This is a genomic window from Caenibius tardaugens NBRC 16725, from assembly GCF_003860345.1.
Lineage (GTDB): Bacteria > Pseudomonadota > Alphaproteobacteria > Sphingomonadales > Sphingomonadaceae > Caenibius > Caenibius tardaugens.
The window spans coordinates 111,988-126,300 of record NZ_CP034179.1; the positions used below are offsets into that span (position 1 = coordinate 111,988).

The following is a 14,313-nucleotide window of genomic DNA, read 5'->3' on the forward strand; positions in this document are numbered from 1 at the left end:
TCGGGACTCTCGGGGCAAAAAATTTTTATCCGAGCACGATTTCACGATCAATTCCGATCGCGGAAAGGAAATTCCTATCGTGGCTGACCACAATCAGCGCCCCGTCATACCCCGCCAACGCGTGTTCAAGCTCCTCGATCGCATCGACATCGAGATGGTTGGTCGGTTCGTCGAGAACCAGCACTTGCGGCACGTGCGGACCGGAGAACACCATGGCCAGCCCGGCGCGCAGACGCTCCCCCCCGCTAAGCGTGCCGGCAAGCCGTTGCGCCTCGCGGTTGCGAAAGGCGAAGCGCGCCAGAATTTCATAGGCCTGTTGTTCTGATATTTCAGGGTGATAATCCCTAATATTCTCAACCAGTGTCCGGTTCGAAACGAGCAGCGAGACATGCTGGTCAAGCATCGCAATGCCCCCTTCCGCGCGCCGCACCACGCCTCCGGCGGGTTCGACCGTGCCCATTGCCACACGCAGGAGACTGGTCTTGCCGCTGCCATTGGCCCCGCGCAGTGCCACGCGTTCCGGCCCGGTAATCGTCAACGACACCGGCCCTGCGACATGGCGTCCGTCATGCGCCACCATGACCTGCTCCAGCGCCAGAACCGTGCGGTTCGCAGGCAGGTGACTGGGCGGCAGGGTGATGGTCAGCGGGGTCACGACTTCGACCTGCTGCCGTGCCGCATCCAGCCGTTCGCGCACCTCTTGCGCCTGCTTTTCAGCCAATACGCGATTGCCCGCGGCCGTGGCCTCGGCCTGCTGCTGCATCTTGCCCAGCAATATGCGCGGCAGATCGCCCCGCGCTTTCGTCGCCCGCCCGGCCTTGTCGCGGCGCGCCTGCTTTTCCGCCTGTTTCTGCGCGGATCGCGCCTGTTGCCCGGCGCTGCGTTTCGCCTGATCGAGTTCCCCCTCAGCCAAAGCCCGCGCGGCATCGCGCGCAGCAACAAAGCTGGTCCAACCCCCGCCATGCACGGTGACCCCGACCGGGCTCAGCGCCACAATCCGGTCCATATCGTCCAGCAACGCGCGATCATGGCTGACAACCAGCGCGCCGCCGTGCCAGCGTTGCAGCAATGCCCGGATCGCTTCCCGCCCGGCCTGATCCAGATTGTTGGTCGGTTCATCCAGCAACAGCACATCCGGCTGCTTTAAGAGCACGGCGGCAAGCCCCAGCCGCGTCCGTTCCCCACCGCTCAGACTGGCAACATCGCGATCGAGCCCAAGTCCCGGAAGACCGACTTCCTCCAACGCCAGCGCGAGCCTATCGGGCAAATCCCATTCGGCAATGGCCGCATCCTCAGCCGTGCCATGCCCCGCCTCCAGCCGGGCCATGGCCTGCAGCACGGGTCCCACACCAAGGGCGCGGGCAACCGTGCCCTGTTCCGGCTGCACCTGTTCCAGCAGCCCGATACCGCCTTCACGGGTTACAGTGCCATTGGCGGGTTCGCGCAGCCCCGCGGCGATGGCAAGCAGTGTCGATTTGCCAGACCCGTTACGGCCGACAAGGCCCACGCGTTCGCGCCCGAGGGCGAGCGTCAGTCCGGAAAAAAGCGGGGTTCCGTCAGGCCGCGTGGCGGCAATGCGGTCGAAGGTGAGAAATGCAGGCATAGGGCACCATGGAAACAGCGTGGATCATCGGTCGGATTTCCAGGCTGTTGATCATGATGCGGCACTCCTTTGCATTCGTTACGAATTCGCCCCTATCACAAAAGGACAAGTTGCGCCACCGGGGCAAAACTGCGGCGATGCAGGGGCGTTGGACCATGGGTCCGCAAGGCGGCCAGATGTTCTTTCGTGCCATAGCCCATATTGCGTTCCCAGCCATAGTGCGGGTGCCGCTGCGCCGCCTCGCGCATCAGCCGATCCCGATGTTCCTTGGCAAGGATCGACGCCGCCGAAATACACGGTTCCAGCCCATCCCCGCCCACCAGCGCGCGTGCCGGCCAGCGCCAGCCCTCGCAACGCCCGGCCGGGGTGAGATTGCCATCGATCAACACGTCTGCCGGATCGCCTTGCAGCGCGGCGCACAAGCCTTCCATTGCGCGGGTCATCGCCAGCATGGTTGCCGCGAAAATATTGATCCGGTCGATTTCGTCCACGTCTGCGATACCCAGCGCCCAATGGCAGCTGTCCTTGATCGCCGGTTCCAGACGGGCTCGCCGCGCGGCGGAGAGTTTCTTGGAATCGTCCAGCCCGGCAGGGGCATCATGGCCCAGAATGACGGCGGCGGCCACCACCGGCCCGGCCAGCGGGCCCCGGCCCGCTTCGTCCACCCCGGCGATGGCGCTATGCCGGATAATCGCTGTCCGTCTGTTCATGGGCTTTTGATCGCGCCAATCCGCTTTTCAGGCAAGGCATAGGCGCGCGCTATCCCCGCCCGGATCAACCGGGGGCAAGCCCCGGATCGATCCCGGTCTTCTCGATCGAAACATCCCACAGGCGGCTGGCAGCCGCAGCATCCAACGCAGTATTTTTGCGTTTCGCCGGGCCGGATTGCCCGCGCATTTCGCCCATCCCCTGTGGCCCGTAATAGGCACCGGGCACGGCAGCAGGATCGGTGGCCGCCTGTAACGTGGGATAAGAACCCATCGCAGATGTGTTCAACATCCAGCTAAAATACTTAAAGAAAAAATTCGTTATCCCGGAATGACGGCCAAGTTCGGTCGCCGCCACACCCGGATGGCAACCGATTGCGGAAACCGGCGATCCGGCCGCCCGCAACCGTTTATCCAGTTCGAACAGGAACAGCAGGTTCGCCAGTTTGCTATCGGCATAGCGCTGCGCCGTCCGGTAACTCTTGTGCGCGTCGAGATCATCCCAGTCGATGCGGCCGAAACGGTGCGCCAGACTGCCTGTCACCACGACCCGGGCGCCGGGCGTTTCTGCCAGTTTCGGCAGCAGCAGCGCCGTCAGCGCAAATGTGCCGAGATGGTTGACCCCGAATTGCGGTTCGAAACCCTGCGCCGTGCGGATCAACGGCGGGTACATGACCCCCGCATTGTTCACCAGCACATCGATGCGCGGTTCCGCGCTCGCCTGCTCTGCCGCGGCCCGCACAGAGGCGAGATCGGCCTGATCGAGCCGCAGGAAAGCAAGGTCCGCGCCGGGCGTCACCGCGCGAATGCGATCCATGGCAGCCAGCGCCTTTTCCTCGTTACGGCAGGCCATGATGACGCGGGCACCGCGCGCGGCCAGCACCGAGGAAGCGGAAAATCCCAGACCGGCATTCGCACCGGTAACCATGAAACACTTGCCCTGTTGTGACGGCACGTCTGCGTCGCTGAACGCCATAGTACGAAGCTCCCCCTGCCTGCCTCTGTCTGGCGGCTGGGCCCATCCCTACCACGCCTGCGCAAATTGTCTCCATGGATTGAAAAATCGCGTCGTACTGGACCCTTACGCGCGTCTGTGCATTGATCGGGATATGAAGCGTCCGCATTGCAAGCTCGCCCTTTTCTCCCTCACCGTTGTTCTTGCCGCCTGCGGGGTGGAGCGGGGCGAGGACAGCCGTGCCCAAGCTGCGGAACCGACAGCCGAAGCCGGCGCCCCCGCATCGCAAGCGGACAAGGCGTTTGCCATCGAACCGCATGGCACCTTCGATGAACCCTGGGCAATGACCTTCCTGCCCGGTACCAGCTTGCTGATCGTGACGGAAAAGGCCGGGACAATCGCCGGTTACGATACGGCGACCGGGCGCAGGCTGGCAGTAACCGGCGCGCCGAAAGTGGCCTATGGCGGGCAAGGCGGACTGGGCGATGTCGCCTTTCTCGCATCGGAAGCCGCCGATGCGCTGACACCGCGCACGATCTACCTGAGCTGGGCGGAACAAGGCGCAGGCGACACACGTGGGGCCGTAGTGGGCAAAGGCACATTGACCTGCGCGGCAAACGGGGATTGCACGATCGGCAATCTGACGGTGATCTGGCGGCAAACCCCCAAAGTCAGCGGCAGGGGCCACTATTCCCATCGCCTGACGTTTTCGCCCGACGGCAAATATCTGTTCATCGCATCGGGCGATCGCCAGAAGATGACCCCGGCGCAAGACCTGTCCAATACGCTTGGCACCATCGTGCGCCTGACGCCGGACGGGAAAGCGGCGGCTGATAATCCTTTCGCCACGCATAAGAACGCCGATCCCGCGATCTGGTCATACGGTCATCGCAATATTCTGGGCCTGCGCTTCGATGCGCAGGGGCGGCTATGGGATCTCGAACACGGGCCTGCCGGTGGCGACGAACTGAATCTGGTGGAACCGGGCAAGAATTACGGCTGGCCTGTGGTGTCGAATGGCAATCATTATGACGGGAAGCCCATCCCCGATCACGCCACGCGCCCCGAATTTGCGGCGCCTGCCATCAGTTGGACACCGGTGATCGCGCCGGGTGACTTCCTGTTTTATGCGGGCGCGCTATTTCCCCAATGGAAGGGCAATGCCCTGATCCCGGGGCTGGAAAGCAAGGCGCTGGTACGCGTGACCATCGACGGCACGCGGGCCTCCGAACAAGCGCGCTACGATTTCGGCAAAAGGCTGCGGGCGATCGCAGAGGCGCCGGACGGCGCGCTGTGGGTTGCCGAAGATGGCAAGGACGCGCGGCTGCTCAGGCTAACGCCCCGGCCGTAACATCGAAAATCATCGACATTGGCAGCGTGCGATCCTATCCGCGCGCGTTCCATGGCTGACCTGATTCCCCTTGCCGATATCGATCCCGCACTGATCGAGGACCTGCTTGATCGCGCATTCGAGCCGGGCCGACAGACACGCACCGCCTATCGCATTCGCGAAGGGATGGAGTGGCTGCCCGGCCTCAGCTTCGCGGCCGTGGACGAGGACGGCTATCTGGTCGGGACGATCCAGTCGTGGCCCGTGGCGCTTGTCGATCCGGCGGGCCGCCAGCATCCGATGGTTATGGTCGGCCCGGTTGCCGTCGTCCCCGAAAGGCAGGGCGAAGGCTATGGCAAGGCGCTGGTTCTTGCGCTGATCGGTGCGCTTGATAATCGCGCGCCCTTGCCGCTGGTGATGATCGGCGACGAGGAATATTACGGTCGTTTCTTCGGCTTTACCGCCGCCCCCACGCAGCACTGGCAAGTGCCCGGGCCGGTGGATCACAAACGCCTTCTGGTCCGCTGCGCACAAACCGCCGTGTTGCCCCGCGAAGGCACGCTGGGGCCTTGGCGCGGCTGAACAAGTCTGGCATCGGGTGGGAACACGATGCCTTACGAACCGCCCCCCGATCTCGCCACGCTGTCGCTGGAAGACATTGCCGCACTGGCGCAGGCCCGCGATCTGCCGCCTGTGGATCAATGGCGCCCAACGCAAGTTGCCGACAGCCTGATGCAGATCACGGCGGACGGGCGCTGGTTCCATGATGGCGGCGAAATTACCCGGCCAGCCATGATACGGGCCTTTTCCTCGCTTCTCTGGCGTGACGGCGATGGCCAACACTGGCTGGTGACGCCACAGGAAAAGCAAGCCATCGCAGTGGACGATGCCGCCTTCATCGCGACCGATCTGGTGCAACAGGATGGGGCGCTGGCCTTTCGCCTGAATACCGACGACATCATTGTCGCCGGGCCGGATCATCCGATTATCGCCCGTGGCGATGCGGATACGCCCGCACTCTATCTCGCCGTCCGCCACGGCACGGAAGCCCGCCTGAACCGCAGCACTTATGCCCAGCTTGTCGAACTGGCTCTCGCCAGTGACGATCTCTCTGTCATCAGCACCGGTGCGCGCTTTTCACTGGTGCCGGCATGAGCACGATGGCCGAACGTCTGCGCCGCCTGCACACCGCTGGCCACGCAACCGATACCGACCTGCGCGATGAAAGCGGCGTGTTCACCAGCGGGGACTATCGCCCCGCCGCCGTTCTTGCCGCGATAACAGAGCGGGAACGCCCCGGGTTCCTGTTCATTCACCGCCCTAGCACGATGCGCGCGCACCCCGGCCAGGTCGCCTTTCCCGGCGGCAAGATCGATGGCGACGAAACCCCGGTCGAAGCGGCGCTGCGCGAGGCATGGGAAGAACTGGGCATTCGGGATCGCGATGTCACGATCATCGGGGAAAGCGATGTCTATCTCACCGGATCAGGCTATGCCGTTACCCCGGTAATCGCGATTGTGCCCCCCGACATCCAGATTACCCCCAACCCCACGGAAGTGGCGCAATGGTTCGAAGCGCCGGTGGATTTCGTGTTTGATACGGCAAACCATCACCGCGAATATGGCTTTTGGGGCGGCAAGCAACGCAGCTACACCGAAATCATGTGGCAGGATCACCGCATCTGGGGCGTGACAGCCGGGATCATCGCCAACCTGTCCAGACGGATTGCCTGGAAGGATATGGCCTATGACTGAGCGCCTGCCCGCTGTGCCGTGGACGCGACGCAAGGATCTGGCCGCGCTGGTCGACGCGCTTGGCCCCGGCAATCTGCGCTGGGTGGGCGGCGCCGTGCGCGATACGTTGCTCGACCTTCCGGTGAAGGATATCGATGGCGCCACCACCCTGCCGCCGAACGAGGTCATCGCCCGCGCGAAGAAAGCGGGATTGCGGACCGTTCCCACCGGAATCGACCACGGCACGGTCACGGTTCTGCTGCCCGATGGACCGGTCGAAGTCACGACGCTGCGGCATGATGTATCCACCGATGGCCGCCGCGCGACTGTGGCCTATGCCAGCGACTGGCGCGACGATGCCGCGCGCCGCGATTTCACAATCAACGCACTCTACGCCGATCCGGTAACGCGCGACATTTTCGATTACCATGATGGCCTTGCCGATCTCGCCGCGCGGCGCGTGCGGTTTATCGGCGATGCGCAGGAACGCATCCGCGAAGATCACTTGCGCATCCTGCGCTATTTCCGGTTTCAGGCCCGGTTCGGGGCCGAGCTTGACCCGCAGGCGGAACAGGCCTGCACCGAACTGGCCGAAACGCTCAAAGGGCTGAGCCGCGAACGCGTGGCGATGGAACTGCTTAACCTGCTGGCGCTGCCCGATCCTTCATCCACTGTGGCGCGCATGTTTGCGCTGGGCATACTCCCCGTCATCCTGCCGGAAACGCATGCCCCGCAGATCGCGGCACTGCAGCGACTGATCGCCGCAGAGCGGAACGCGGGCATCGCGCCTGATCCTCTGCGCCGCCTCGCCGCACTGATCCCCGCCGCTGAACCGATCGCGGACAGCGTGGCCGCACGCCTGCGCCTGTCGGGCAAGCAACGCAAACGTCTGGCCTCTATCGCGGAACGGAAACCGGACGATACCGATCATCCCCGCATGCTGGCCTATCGCGAAGGTATGGAAGCCGCAGTGGATCGTCTGCTGATCGCCGGGCACCCGATTACCGCCCTGCATGGCTGGTCCATTCCCGAATTGCCGATCAAAGGCAGGGATGTCGTCGCCGCCGGGGTAACCGCAGGCCCGCTCGTCGCACGTACGCTACGGACGGTCGAGAATCGCTGGTTGGCCGAAGGTTTCCCGGATGCGAATCGCGTTGCGGAAATTCTTGCGGAGGTCCTCGGCCAGCGCGATTGAATGCGGGGGATCGCCCCTCAAATGCGCTGGATGCCCGCAAGAACGGCTCCAGCTACTGGAACCAGCTCAAGCTTTCGATCATTTTACAGGGGCATAGGGCATCCCGCATCGGGGATCCCTGTCAGCCCTTTGCGGGCGTGAGGCGTACACTCTTCCGGTTGGCCCATCGTGGTTACGTCGGGAGGATGTGGCAAGCTGGCGCGGATGTGCTGCCGGGCGCCTTGATCATCCATGTTATTCCCGCATTTCCAGCGGAATAGCGCATTACATCGGCCCTTGTCCGATGAAGATAATATTTGGAGTTGGATATGAAAATCTCTCATCTGGTCGCAATTTCCGTCCTCGCTGCTGGCAGCGTTCCCGCTGTCGCGCTTGCGCAGGATGCGACTGCTGCGGAACTCACTGCACCGGCGGCTGAAGCTGCGGCACCGGCTGCCGGATCGGCCACGCTTGCTGCTGGTCAGGCGATCTTTGGCCCGCAGGGTGAAGAAGTCGCCAAGGTTGTCAGCGTGGAAGGCGAAAACGTGGTGATCACCACGGGTGCCAATCAGGCAACCCTGCCCGCCAGCGCCCTTGGCACCAGCGAAAAGGGCCCGACCATCGCCTATAACAAGGATCAGCTGAACGCTGCGATCGATGCCGCGAACAAGCAAGCCAATGCTGGCGCGGCTGGCAGCGGCGCGACCCAGCCGGAAGGCGGTCAGTAAACATCGGGCAGTAAACATCGGGGCCACCCCTCAGCCCTGAGATCACCCCCTTCCGCCCAGGCGGGAGGGGGTTTTTATTTGCCCTGAACCCCCGCCCCCTTGGACCGACAATCCGCGATCAGAATTTGTTGTCGCGCGGGAAGCCTTGCGGCGGAAGCCGTCCGGCGGCGCCCCGCGCCACCTTCCACAGCATGACATCCTTCTCCGTACGTGTGCGGCCGGTTTCCCCGCCCATCGTCCAGCTCAACCCTTCTTCCAGCTTCAGGGTCACCGCATCGCTCAACCCGCCATCGCGGTACCGTTGCAAAGTGACGCCCTGCCCCTTGGCCATAAGCGGCAGTTCCTCCAACGCAAAGATCACCAGCTTGCGATTGTCGCCCACCACCGCGACATGATCGTGCTCCGGCGCGATTTCGCGGACTATGGCCAGTTTTACATCGCCCTTCACATTGACGACCTGCCGCCCCTTGCGCGTTTCCGCCAGCATTTCATCCATTTCCGCGGCGAAGCCCTTGCCGATCGTGCTGGCCAACAGAACCTGCCCTTTCGCCCGATAGACCAGCACGCTCACGATATGGGCGTCGGCATCGATATCCACCATGGTGCGGATCGGTTCGCCAAATCCGCGCGCGCCGGGCAACTTGTCGGCGCCGAGGGTATAGAACCGGCCATTATCAGCCGCGAACAGCAGCTTGTCGGTCGTCTGCGCATGGAGCGCAAAGGCCGGACCATCGCCTTCCTTGAACTTGAAGTCGGAATCGAGCGCCACGTGCCCACGCGCCGCACGTATCCAGCCGCGTTGCGACAGGATCACGGTGACCGGTTCTTTCTCGATCATCGCATCCATGCTGAATTCCACCGTCGGGGCGGCTTCGGCAATCGTCGTGCGGCGACGGCCCAGTGCGGTCGTTTCCGCATATTCCTTGCGCAGATCGGCCAGATCACGCTTCAACCGGGTGCGTTGCCGCGCGGGGCTGGCCAGCAGCTTTTCCAGTTCGTCACGTTCGGCCAGAAGGTCTTCCAGTTCCTGCCGCAGCGCCATTTCCTCAAGCTTGCGCAAACTGCGCAGGCGCATGTTGAGAATGGCTTCGGCCTGCCGGTCGGTCAGGTTGAATTCGGCCATCATCACCGGTTTGGGTTCATCCTCGGTCCGGATAATCTCGATAATGCGATCGAGATTGAGGTAGGCGATGATATAGCCTTCGACCAGTTCGAGCCGGGCCGCGATCTTGTCCAGCCGGTGCTGGCTGCGGCGCTGCAGGATGTCGATCTGGCTGGCGATCCAGTTGGTCAGCAGTTCCTTCAGGCCCATGACCATCGGGGTGCGTGTGGCGTCAAGGACGTTAAGATTGAGGCCGAACCGGGTCTCCAGATCGGTCAGCTTGTACAGGCTTTCCTTAAGCAGTTCGGGATCGACATTGCGGCTCTTGGGCACGATCACAATGCGGATATGTTCGTCGCTCTCGTCGCGAATATCCTCAAGGATCGGCAGTTTGCGATCGGCGATGAGCTGGGCGATCTGTTCGATCAGCTTGCCCTTCTGCACCATGTAGGGAATTTCAGAGATAACGAGCTGGTATTGCCCGCCGCCCAACCGTTCGATCCCGGCATCCCGGTCTTCGTCTTCTTTCGCCTCGGCCGCATGAAACCGGCCACGCACGCGGAACGATCCACGCCCCGTTTCATAGGCCGCCGCAATCACATCGGGGCTATCGACCACCACGCCGCCGGTCGGAAAATCGGGGCCCTGGAACAGCGTCATCAAGCGGCTGTGTTCGACATGGGGATTGTCGATCAGTTCCAGCGTGGCATCCACGATTTCCGCAACGTTATGGCTGGGAATGTTCGTCGCCATGCCCACTGCGATACCGCTGGCACCATTGGCCAGGAGGTTGGGGAACAGCCCCGGGAAGATATCCGGTTCTTCTTCCTCGCCGTTATAGGTCGGGATGAAGTCGACCGTTCCTTCATCCAGCCCGGCCATAAGGCGGATCGCCGTGCGCGTCAGGCGCGCTTCGGTGTAGCGATAGGCAGCGGCGTTATCCCCGTCGATATTGCCGAAATTGCCCTGCCCTTCGACCAGCGGATAGCGCAGCGCGAAATCCTGCGCCAAACGGACCATGGCATCGTAAACGCTGGTATCGCCATGCGGGTGATACTTGCCGATGACATCGCCCACCACGCGAGCGGATTTCTTGAAGGCCTGACCCGGATCGAGTTTCAACTGACGCATCGCCCACAACAGGCGGCGATGCACTGGCTTCAGCCCATCGCGCAGATCGGGCAACGAGCGCGCGGTGATCGTCGACAGGGCATAGACGAGGTACCGTTCCGACAGCGCGGAATCGAACGGGGCATCGACAATGGCGTCGAACGGATCGGAGGAATCGTCAGTCGTGGTTATATCCATCGCCCCCGGCTTAGCAGGACAGCGCGCCGCGCTCTAGCGCGTCCGGCGCGCAATTCACATGCATGATCGCACAGGCGGGGTGAACGGATACAGCGAGGTAACGAACGAGGGGAGCCCCAAACAAGCCCGGTTGCCAGCAAGCCGGTGCTGGGCCATCACCCGGCTTAAGGAGACAGGCCTGAAGGAGTAAGGGATGCGGTCAATCAGTCTTGCGGTCACGGCACTCGCTCTTACCCTCGCGGGATGCAGCCAGTCGCACGAAGAAAGTGCGGCGCAGATGGCGGATGCCGAGACTGTCGCCCCGGCAGCACCACAGGAGGCGAAAGGCGCGGCCGATAGCGCGGCAAAACCGTTGACGCAGGATGGCGCAAGTGCGCCAGGACAGGCCGCACAGGCACCCCGCCCGCCGCAGATCGCCTATACCTATCAATTCGGCTTCCGCATCGCGGAGAAGGCGATCACGCCACTGCAACAACGCCATGCCGATCTGTGCGAAAGCAAAGGCCCGCAGGTCTGCCGGATCATTGCGATGGAGCAATCCGGTGCGGAAGGCGATTATGCCTATGGCAAGCTCGAACTGGATGTCGTTGCCAATCAGGCGCGCGCATTCGGCAAGGAATTGGGCAAGATCGCGAAAGGCGAAGGCGGCGAGGAAGTGCGCAGCGCGATTGCCGGCGAAGACCTGTCCAAGCAGATCGTGGACACCGAAGCCCGCCTGCGCGCCCGCACCCTGTTGCGTGACCGGCTGATGGAAATCCTCGCCACGCGCAAGGGCAGCGTGGCCGAACTGGTGGAGGCCGAACGCGGGGTCGCGCAAGTGAACGAGGAAATCGATCAGGCGCAAAGCTGGCTGGCGGAAATGAAAGGCCGGGTCGCCTACAGCCATATGACGGTGAGCTACGATTCCTCCGCCCCCGGATCGGGCGGCTTTCTCCATCCGATCCGCAATGCGCTGGGCTCGCTCGGCAGCATTCTTGGCACGGTGATCGCCGGGATCATCGTTGTGCTCACCGCTCTGATCCCGATCACATGCGTCGTGGTACTGCTGGTCTGGGGCCTGCGCCGATTGCGCACGCTCAATCGCAAACGGCGCAGCGGCGACGAAACGGGTGACGATGCGGCAAAAACGATGGGGGACAGCGCCTGACCGGCGCAATCAGACCCCTTGCATATCGTGGGATTCCGCAGGAATGCGGACTTCCAGCCCATCCAGTTCAGGGGTCAGTTCGATCTGGCAGGATAGGCGGCTGGTGCGCTGCACCCCGGCCGCGAGATCGAGCATGTCCTCTTCCTCTTCCGCCGCATGGGGAAGGCGCTCGAACCAGTCCGACGCGATAATCACATGGCAGGTTGAACAGGCCATCTGGCCTTCACAGGTCCCTTCAAGCGGCATTCCCGCGGCTTGCCCCACTTCCAGCAGGCTCCGCCCCACGTCCGCTTCCGTGGCGACCGTCTCGCCCGATGCGGTGATGAATGTCACGCGGATCATAAATTGTCCTGATGTTCTGCAGCCTTGGCGATCTTTTCGACCGCTTCGGCAAGTTCCGCAAGGGTGGAATAGCGCCCGAAGCCCAAACGAATGGAACTTTTGGCCTGCGCATCATCCAGCCCGATCGCCCGCAGGACATGGCTGGGCCTGCCCGAACCGCTGGCGCAGGCCGATCCTGCCGAGAATGCGACCTGACGGACATCCGCCATCAACCGCGCCACATCCAGCCCCGGCCTGCGCATATTGAGATTGCCGTGCCAACGCTGCTGCGCACTGCCGTTCAGCACCCATCCCGGCAGCAGGTCCACAGCCTTTTCCCAAAGGTTATCCACATGCCGAGCATCCGCTTCCTGCTGGGCCAGCGCCACTTGCGCCGCCACACCGAACCCTGCGCACAGCGCCGGGCTGAGCGTGCCCGAGCGCACCCCCTGTTCCTGCCCGCCGCCGGTGATGATCGGCGCCAGCGTGATCCCGTCGCGCACCCACAGCGCACCGATACCCTTTGGCCCGTAAAGCTTGTGCGCGGAGATCGCGATCATATCGGCCTGCGCCGGTGGCGCGATCTTGCCCGCACCCTGCACCGCATCGCACAGGAACAGCGCCCCCGCGTCATGCGCGCGTTCGGCCAGATCCTCGACCGGCTGGATCGTGCCGATTTCGTTGTTCACCTGCATCACCGCAACCAGTCGGACATCGCCGGGCAAATCCACATCGGAATCGACCAGCCCCGCCCCATTAACCGGTAGGACAGACACCGGGCATCCCAGATCGGCAGCGGTATCCAGCACCGCCGCATGTTCTATCGCGGAAACCGCCACGGGGCGCGTGTCCCCCCGCACGGCACTGCCCCGCATGGCGAGGTTGATCGCCTCGGTCGCCGATCCGGTGAAGACGATCCGCCCCCCCGGTGGGCACAGGGCCGCCACACGTTCGCGCGCCAGTTCCACGGCGGCGGCCGCCGCCCTGCCCAGCCGGTGCGGGCTATGCGGATTGCCGAACCCGTCGCTATCCGCGCCGCCCAGCCAGCGCAGCATTTCCTCGCGCGCTTCGGGGGCCAGCGGCGTGGTCGCCTGATAATCGCAATAGATCATGCGGCCCGCGCCCGGGCATCTTCCGCCATGCCGATCCAAGCTGCACAGAACGCTTCCACATCGGCGCGGGTGGTGTTCCACCCGAAACTGACGCGAATGACCCGGCTGGCCAGCCCGCCATCGAGCCCCATCGCTTCGAGCACGTGGCTTTGCTTCAGGCTGCCGGAGGAACAGGCCGAGCCCTGGCTGACGGCAAATCCCGCCATGTCAAACCGCATCAATTGCGCGCTGCCCGATACCAGCGGCATCGCCAACGCTTCGATATAAGGGGTCGGGTCCGCCAATTGCCGCGACAGCCGCACCCCGTCCAGTGCGGCCATGGCGGGATCGAGCATGGCATCGATCGGTGCCAGCACGGCGGGATCGCAGTAAGGTTGGCTGCCAGCCTCCAGCGCGGCGGCAAAGCCCAGTGCCCCCGGCAGGTTTTCCGTCCCCCGGCGGTACCCCCGCTCCTGCCCGCCCGATGCGGAGAGCATGGCGTAATCGCGCACCAGCAGCGCCCCGATGCCCGGGGGGCCGCCCAGCTTATGCGCCGAAACGATCGCTATGTCGGCCTGCGACGGGATCACCCATTTCCCCGCACTTTGCGCGGCATCCGTCACCAGAATACCGCCAGCCCCGTGCACGATATCCGCGATGGCCGCCGTATCCTGCCGTGCACCCGTTTCGGAATTGATCGTCTGCACCGCAACAACCGGCCGTTCCCGCCCGTCGACCGCTTCGGCCAGAACATCGCGGTCAAGCGCCCCGTCCGGCAGGACAGGCAGCACTTCCGCATCGGGCAGCACGCGCAGCACCGCTTCATGTTCCACCGCGCTCACCAGCCGCGCCCCGCCATTGGCGCGGGACAAGGCAATCTGCGCGCTTTCGCTGGCACCGCTGGTCAGGATGACCTCGCCACTCCAGCCAAGCGCCGCGCCAATCCGGGCGCGGGCATCCTCCAGCGCAGCGCGGGCCGCACGCCCCTCGCTATGCGGGCTCGACGGATTGGCCCAGCGGGCCAGACCTTCCGCCACCGCAGCCTGTGCCTCCGGCCGGACCGGCGTGGTCGCGGCATGGTCGAGATAGATGCGCAAAAACGATCCTTTGCGTA

The 14,313-nt window shown here is 63.8% G+C and carries 14 protein-coding genes; 7 read left to right on the forward strand and 7 right to left on the reverse strand.

Going from position 1 to position 14,313, the window contains the following annotated elements; translation table 11 throughout:
- Positions 1-25: 25 nt before the first annotated feature.
- The 3 genes from EGO55_RS00560 to EGO55_RS00570 all read right to left on the reverse strand — a co-directional run bounded on the left by EGO55_RS00560 (position 26) and on the right by EGO55_RS00570 (position 3,286).
- Entirely contained in the window at positions 26-1,603 is a 1,578-nt protein-coding gene (locus tag EGO55_RS00560; RefSeq protein WP_021689031.1) for an ABC-F family ATP-binding cassette domain-containing protein, read from the reverse strand.
- A gap of 95 nt (positions 1,604-1,698) precedes the next feature.
- Positions 1,699-2,313 (reverse strand): ribonuclease HII, encoded by a 615-nt coding sequence (gene rnhB / locus EGO55_RS00565; RefSeq protein ID WP_021689032.1) that lies wholly within the window; start codon positions 2,311-2,313, stop codon positions 1,699-1,701.
- A gap of 64 nt (positions 2,314-2,377) precedes the next feature.
- Entirely contained in the window at positions 2,378-3,286 is a 909-nt protein-coding gene (locus tag EGO55_RS00570; protein ID WP_021689033.1) for an oxidoreductase, read from the reverse strand.
- Positions 3,287-3,419: 133 nt separating this feature from the next.
- On the opposite strand from EGO55_RS00570, the gene EGO55_RS00575 reads away from it, so the two are divergent.
- The 6 genes from EGO55_RS00575 to EGO55_RS00600 all read left to right on the forward strand — a co-directional run bounded on the left by EGO55_RS00575 (position 3,420) and on the right by EGO55_RS00600 (position 8,230).
- On the forward strand, positions 3,420-4,616 hold the full coding sequence (locus tag EGO55_RS00575) for a PQQ-dependent sugar dehydrogenase (protein ID WP_021689034.1): 1,197 nt from the start codon (positions 3,420-3,422) through the stop codon (positions 4,614-4,616).
- A gap of 51 nt (positions 4,617-4,667) precedes the next feature.
- A complete protein-coding gene (locus EGO55_RS00580) occupies positions 4,668-5,177 on the forward strand; it encodes a GNAT family N-acetyltransferase (protein WP_021689035.1) in 510 nt (169 codons plus the stop codon).
- A 27-nt stretch (positions 5,178-5,204) separates the two neighbouring features.
- Positions 5,205-5,750 (forward strand): DUF1285 domain-containing protein, encoded by a 546-nt coding sequence (locus EGO55_RS00585; RefSeq protein WP_021689036.1) that lies wholly within the window; start codon positions 5,205-5,207, stop codon positions 5,748-5,750.
- A complete protein-coding gene (locus tag EGO55_RS00590; RefSeq protein WP_040715007.1) occupies positions 5,747-6,349 on the forward strand; it encodes an NUDIX hydrolase in 603 nt (200 codons plus the stop codon). Before EGO55_RS00585 ends, EGO55_RS00590 begins: the two co-directional genes overlap by 4 nt.
- Entirely contained in the window at positions 6,342-7,523 is a 1,182-nt protein-coding gene (locus EGO55_RS00595) for a CCA tRNA nucleotidyltransferase (RefSeq protein WP_021689038.1), read from the forward strand. The genes EGO55_RS00590 and EGO55_RS00595 overlap by 8 nt, the downstream gene beginning before the upstream one ends.
- Positions 7,524-7,831: 308 nt before the next feature.
- Positions 7,832-8,230: a hypothetical protein gene (locus tag EGO55_RS00600; RefSeq protein WP_052023610.1), complete on the forward strand. Its 399-nt coding sequence runs from the start codon at positions 7,832-7,834 to the stop codon at positions 8,228-8,230.
- Between the two features lie 118 nt (positions 8,231-8,348).
- Here the strand turns inward: EGO55_RS00600 and parC are convergent, their stop codons facing one another.
- Positions 8,349-10,640, reverse strand: a complete 2,292-nt coding sequence (gene parC / locus EGO55_RS00605; protein ID WP_021689040.1) for a DNA topoisomerase IV subunit A — start codon at positions 10,638-10,640, stop codon at positions 8,349-8,351.
- A gap of 193 nt (positions 10,641-10,833) precedes the next feature.
- Between parC and EGO55_RS00610 the strand changes: the two genes are divergently transcribed.
- Complete coding sequence (locus EGO55_RS00610) at positions 10,834-11,787, forward strand: DUF4349 domain-containing protein (RefSeq protein WP_021689041.1); 954 nt, start codon at positions 10,834-10,836, stop codon at positions 11,785-11,787.
- A 9-nt stretch (positions 11,788-11,796) separates the two neighbouring features.
- Here EGO55_RS00610 and EGO55_RS00615 read toward each other — a convergent pair whose 3' ends face one another.
- Genes EGO55_RS00615 through EGO55_RS00625 form a run of 3 tightly spaced genes read right to left on the reverse strand, consistent with a single transcriptional unit; the run spans position 11,797 to position 14,296 of the window.
- Complete coding sequence (locus EGO55_RS00615) at positions 11,797-12,129, reverse strand: 2Fe-2S iron-sulfur cluster-binding protein (RefSeq protein ID WP_021689042.1); 333 nt, start codon at positions 12,127-12,129, stop codon at positions 11,797-11,799.
- Positions 12,126-13,220 (reverse strand): cysteine desulfurase family protein, encoded by a 1,095-nt coding sequence (locus tag EGO55_RS00620; RefSeq protein ID WP_021689043.1) that lies wholly within the window; start codon positions 13,218-13,220, stop codon positions 12,126-12,128. Before EGO55_RS00620 ends, EGO55_RS00615 begins: the two co-directional genes overlap by 4 nt.
- On the reverse strand, positions 13,217-14,296 hold the full coding sequence (locus EGO55_RS00625) for a cysteine desulfurase family protein (protein WP_021689044.1): 1,080 nt from the start codon (positions 14,294-14,296) through the stop codon (positions 13,217-13,219). The genes EGO55_RS00620 and EGO55_RS00625 overlap by 4 nt, the downstream gene beginning before the upstream one ends.
- Positions 14,297-14,313 lie beyond the last annotated feature (17 nt).

Excerpts from the sequence above, each read along its gene's own strand:
- EGO55_RS00560 (WP_021689031.1), bottom strand. The coding sequence starts at position 1,603 with ATGCCTGCATTTCTCACCTTCGACCGCATTGCCGCCACGCGGCCTGAC.
- rnhB (WP_021689032.1), bottom strand. The coding sequence starts at position 2,313 with ATGAACAGACGGACAGCGATTATCCGGCATAGCGCCATCGCCGGGGTG.
- EGO55_RS00570 (WP_021689033.1), bottom strand. The coding sequence starts at position 3,286 with ATGGCGTTCAGCGACGCAGACGTGCCGTCACAACAGGGCAAGTGTTTC.
- EGO55_RS00575 (WP_021689034.1), top strand. The coding sequence starts at position 3,420 with ATGAAGCGTCCGCATTGCAAGCTCGCCCTTTTCTCCCTCACCGTTGTT.
- EGO55_RS00580 (WP_021689035.1), top strand. The coding sequence starts at position 4,668 with ATGGCTGACCTGATTCCCCTTGCCGATATCGATCCCGCACTGATCGAG.
- EGO55_RS00585 (WP_021689036.1), top strand. The coding sequence starts at position 5,205 with ATGCCTTACGAACCGCCCCCCGATCTCGCCACGCTGTCGCTGGAAGAC.
- EGO55_RS00590 (WP_040715007.1), top strand. The coding sequence starts at position 5,747 with ATGAGCACGATGGCCGAACGTCTGCGCCGCCTGCACACCGCTGGCCAC.
- EGO55_RS00595 (WP_021689038.1), top strand. The coding sequence starts at position 6,342 with ATGACTGAGCGCCTGCCCGCTGTGCCGTGGACGCGACGCAAGGATCTG.
- EGO55_RS00600 (WP_052023610.1), top strand. The coding sequence starts at position 7,832 with ATGAAAATCTCTCATCTGGTCGCAATTTCCGTCCTCGCTGCTGGCAGC.
- parC (WP_021689040.1), bottom strand. The coding sequence starts at position 10,640 with ATGGATATAACCACGACTGACGATTCCTCCGATCCGTTCGACGCCATT.
- EGO55_RS00610 (WP_021689041.1), top strand. The coding sequence starts at position 10,834 with ATGCGGTCAATCAGTCTTGCGGTCACGGCACTCGCTCTTACCCTCGCG.
- EGO55_RS00615 (WP_021689042.1), bottom strand. The coding sequence starts at position 12,129 with ATGATCCGCGTGACATTCATCACCGCATCGGGCGAGACGGTCGCCACG.
- EGO55_RS00620 (WP_021689043.1), bottom strand. The coding sequence starts at position 13,220 with ATGATCTATTGCGATTATCAGGCGACCACGCCGCTGGCCCCCGAAGCG.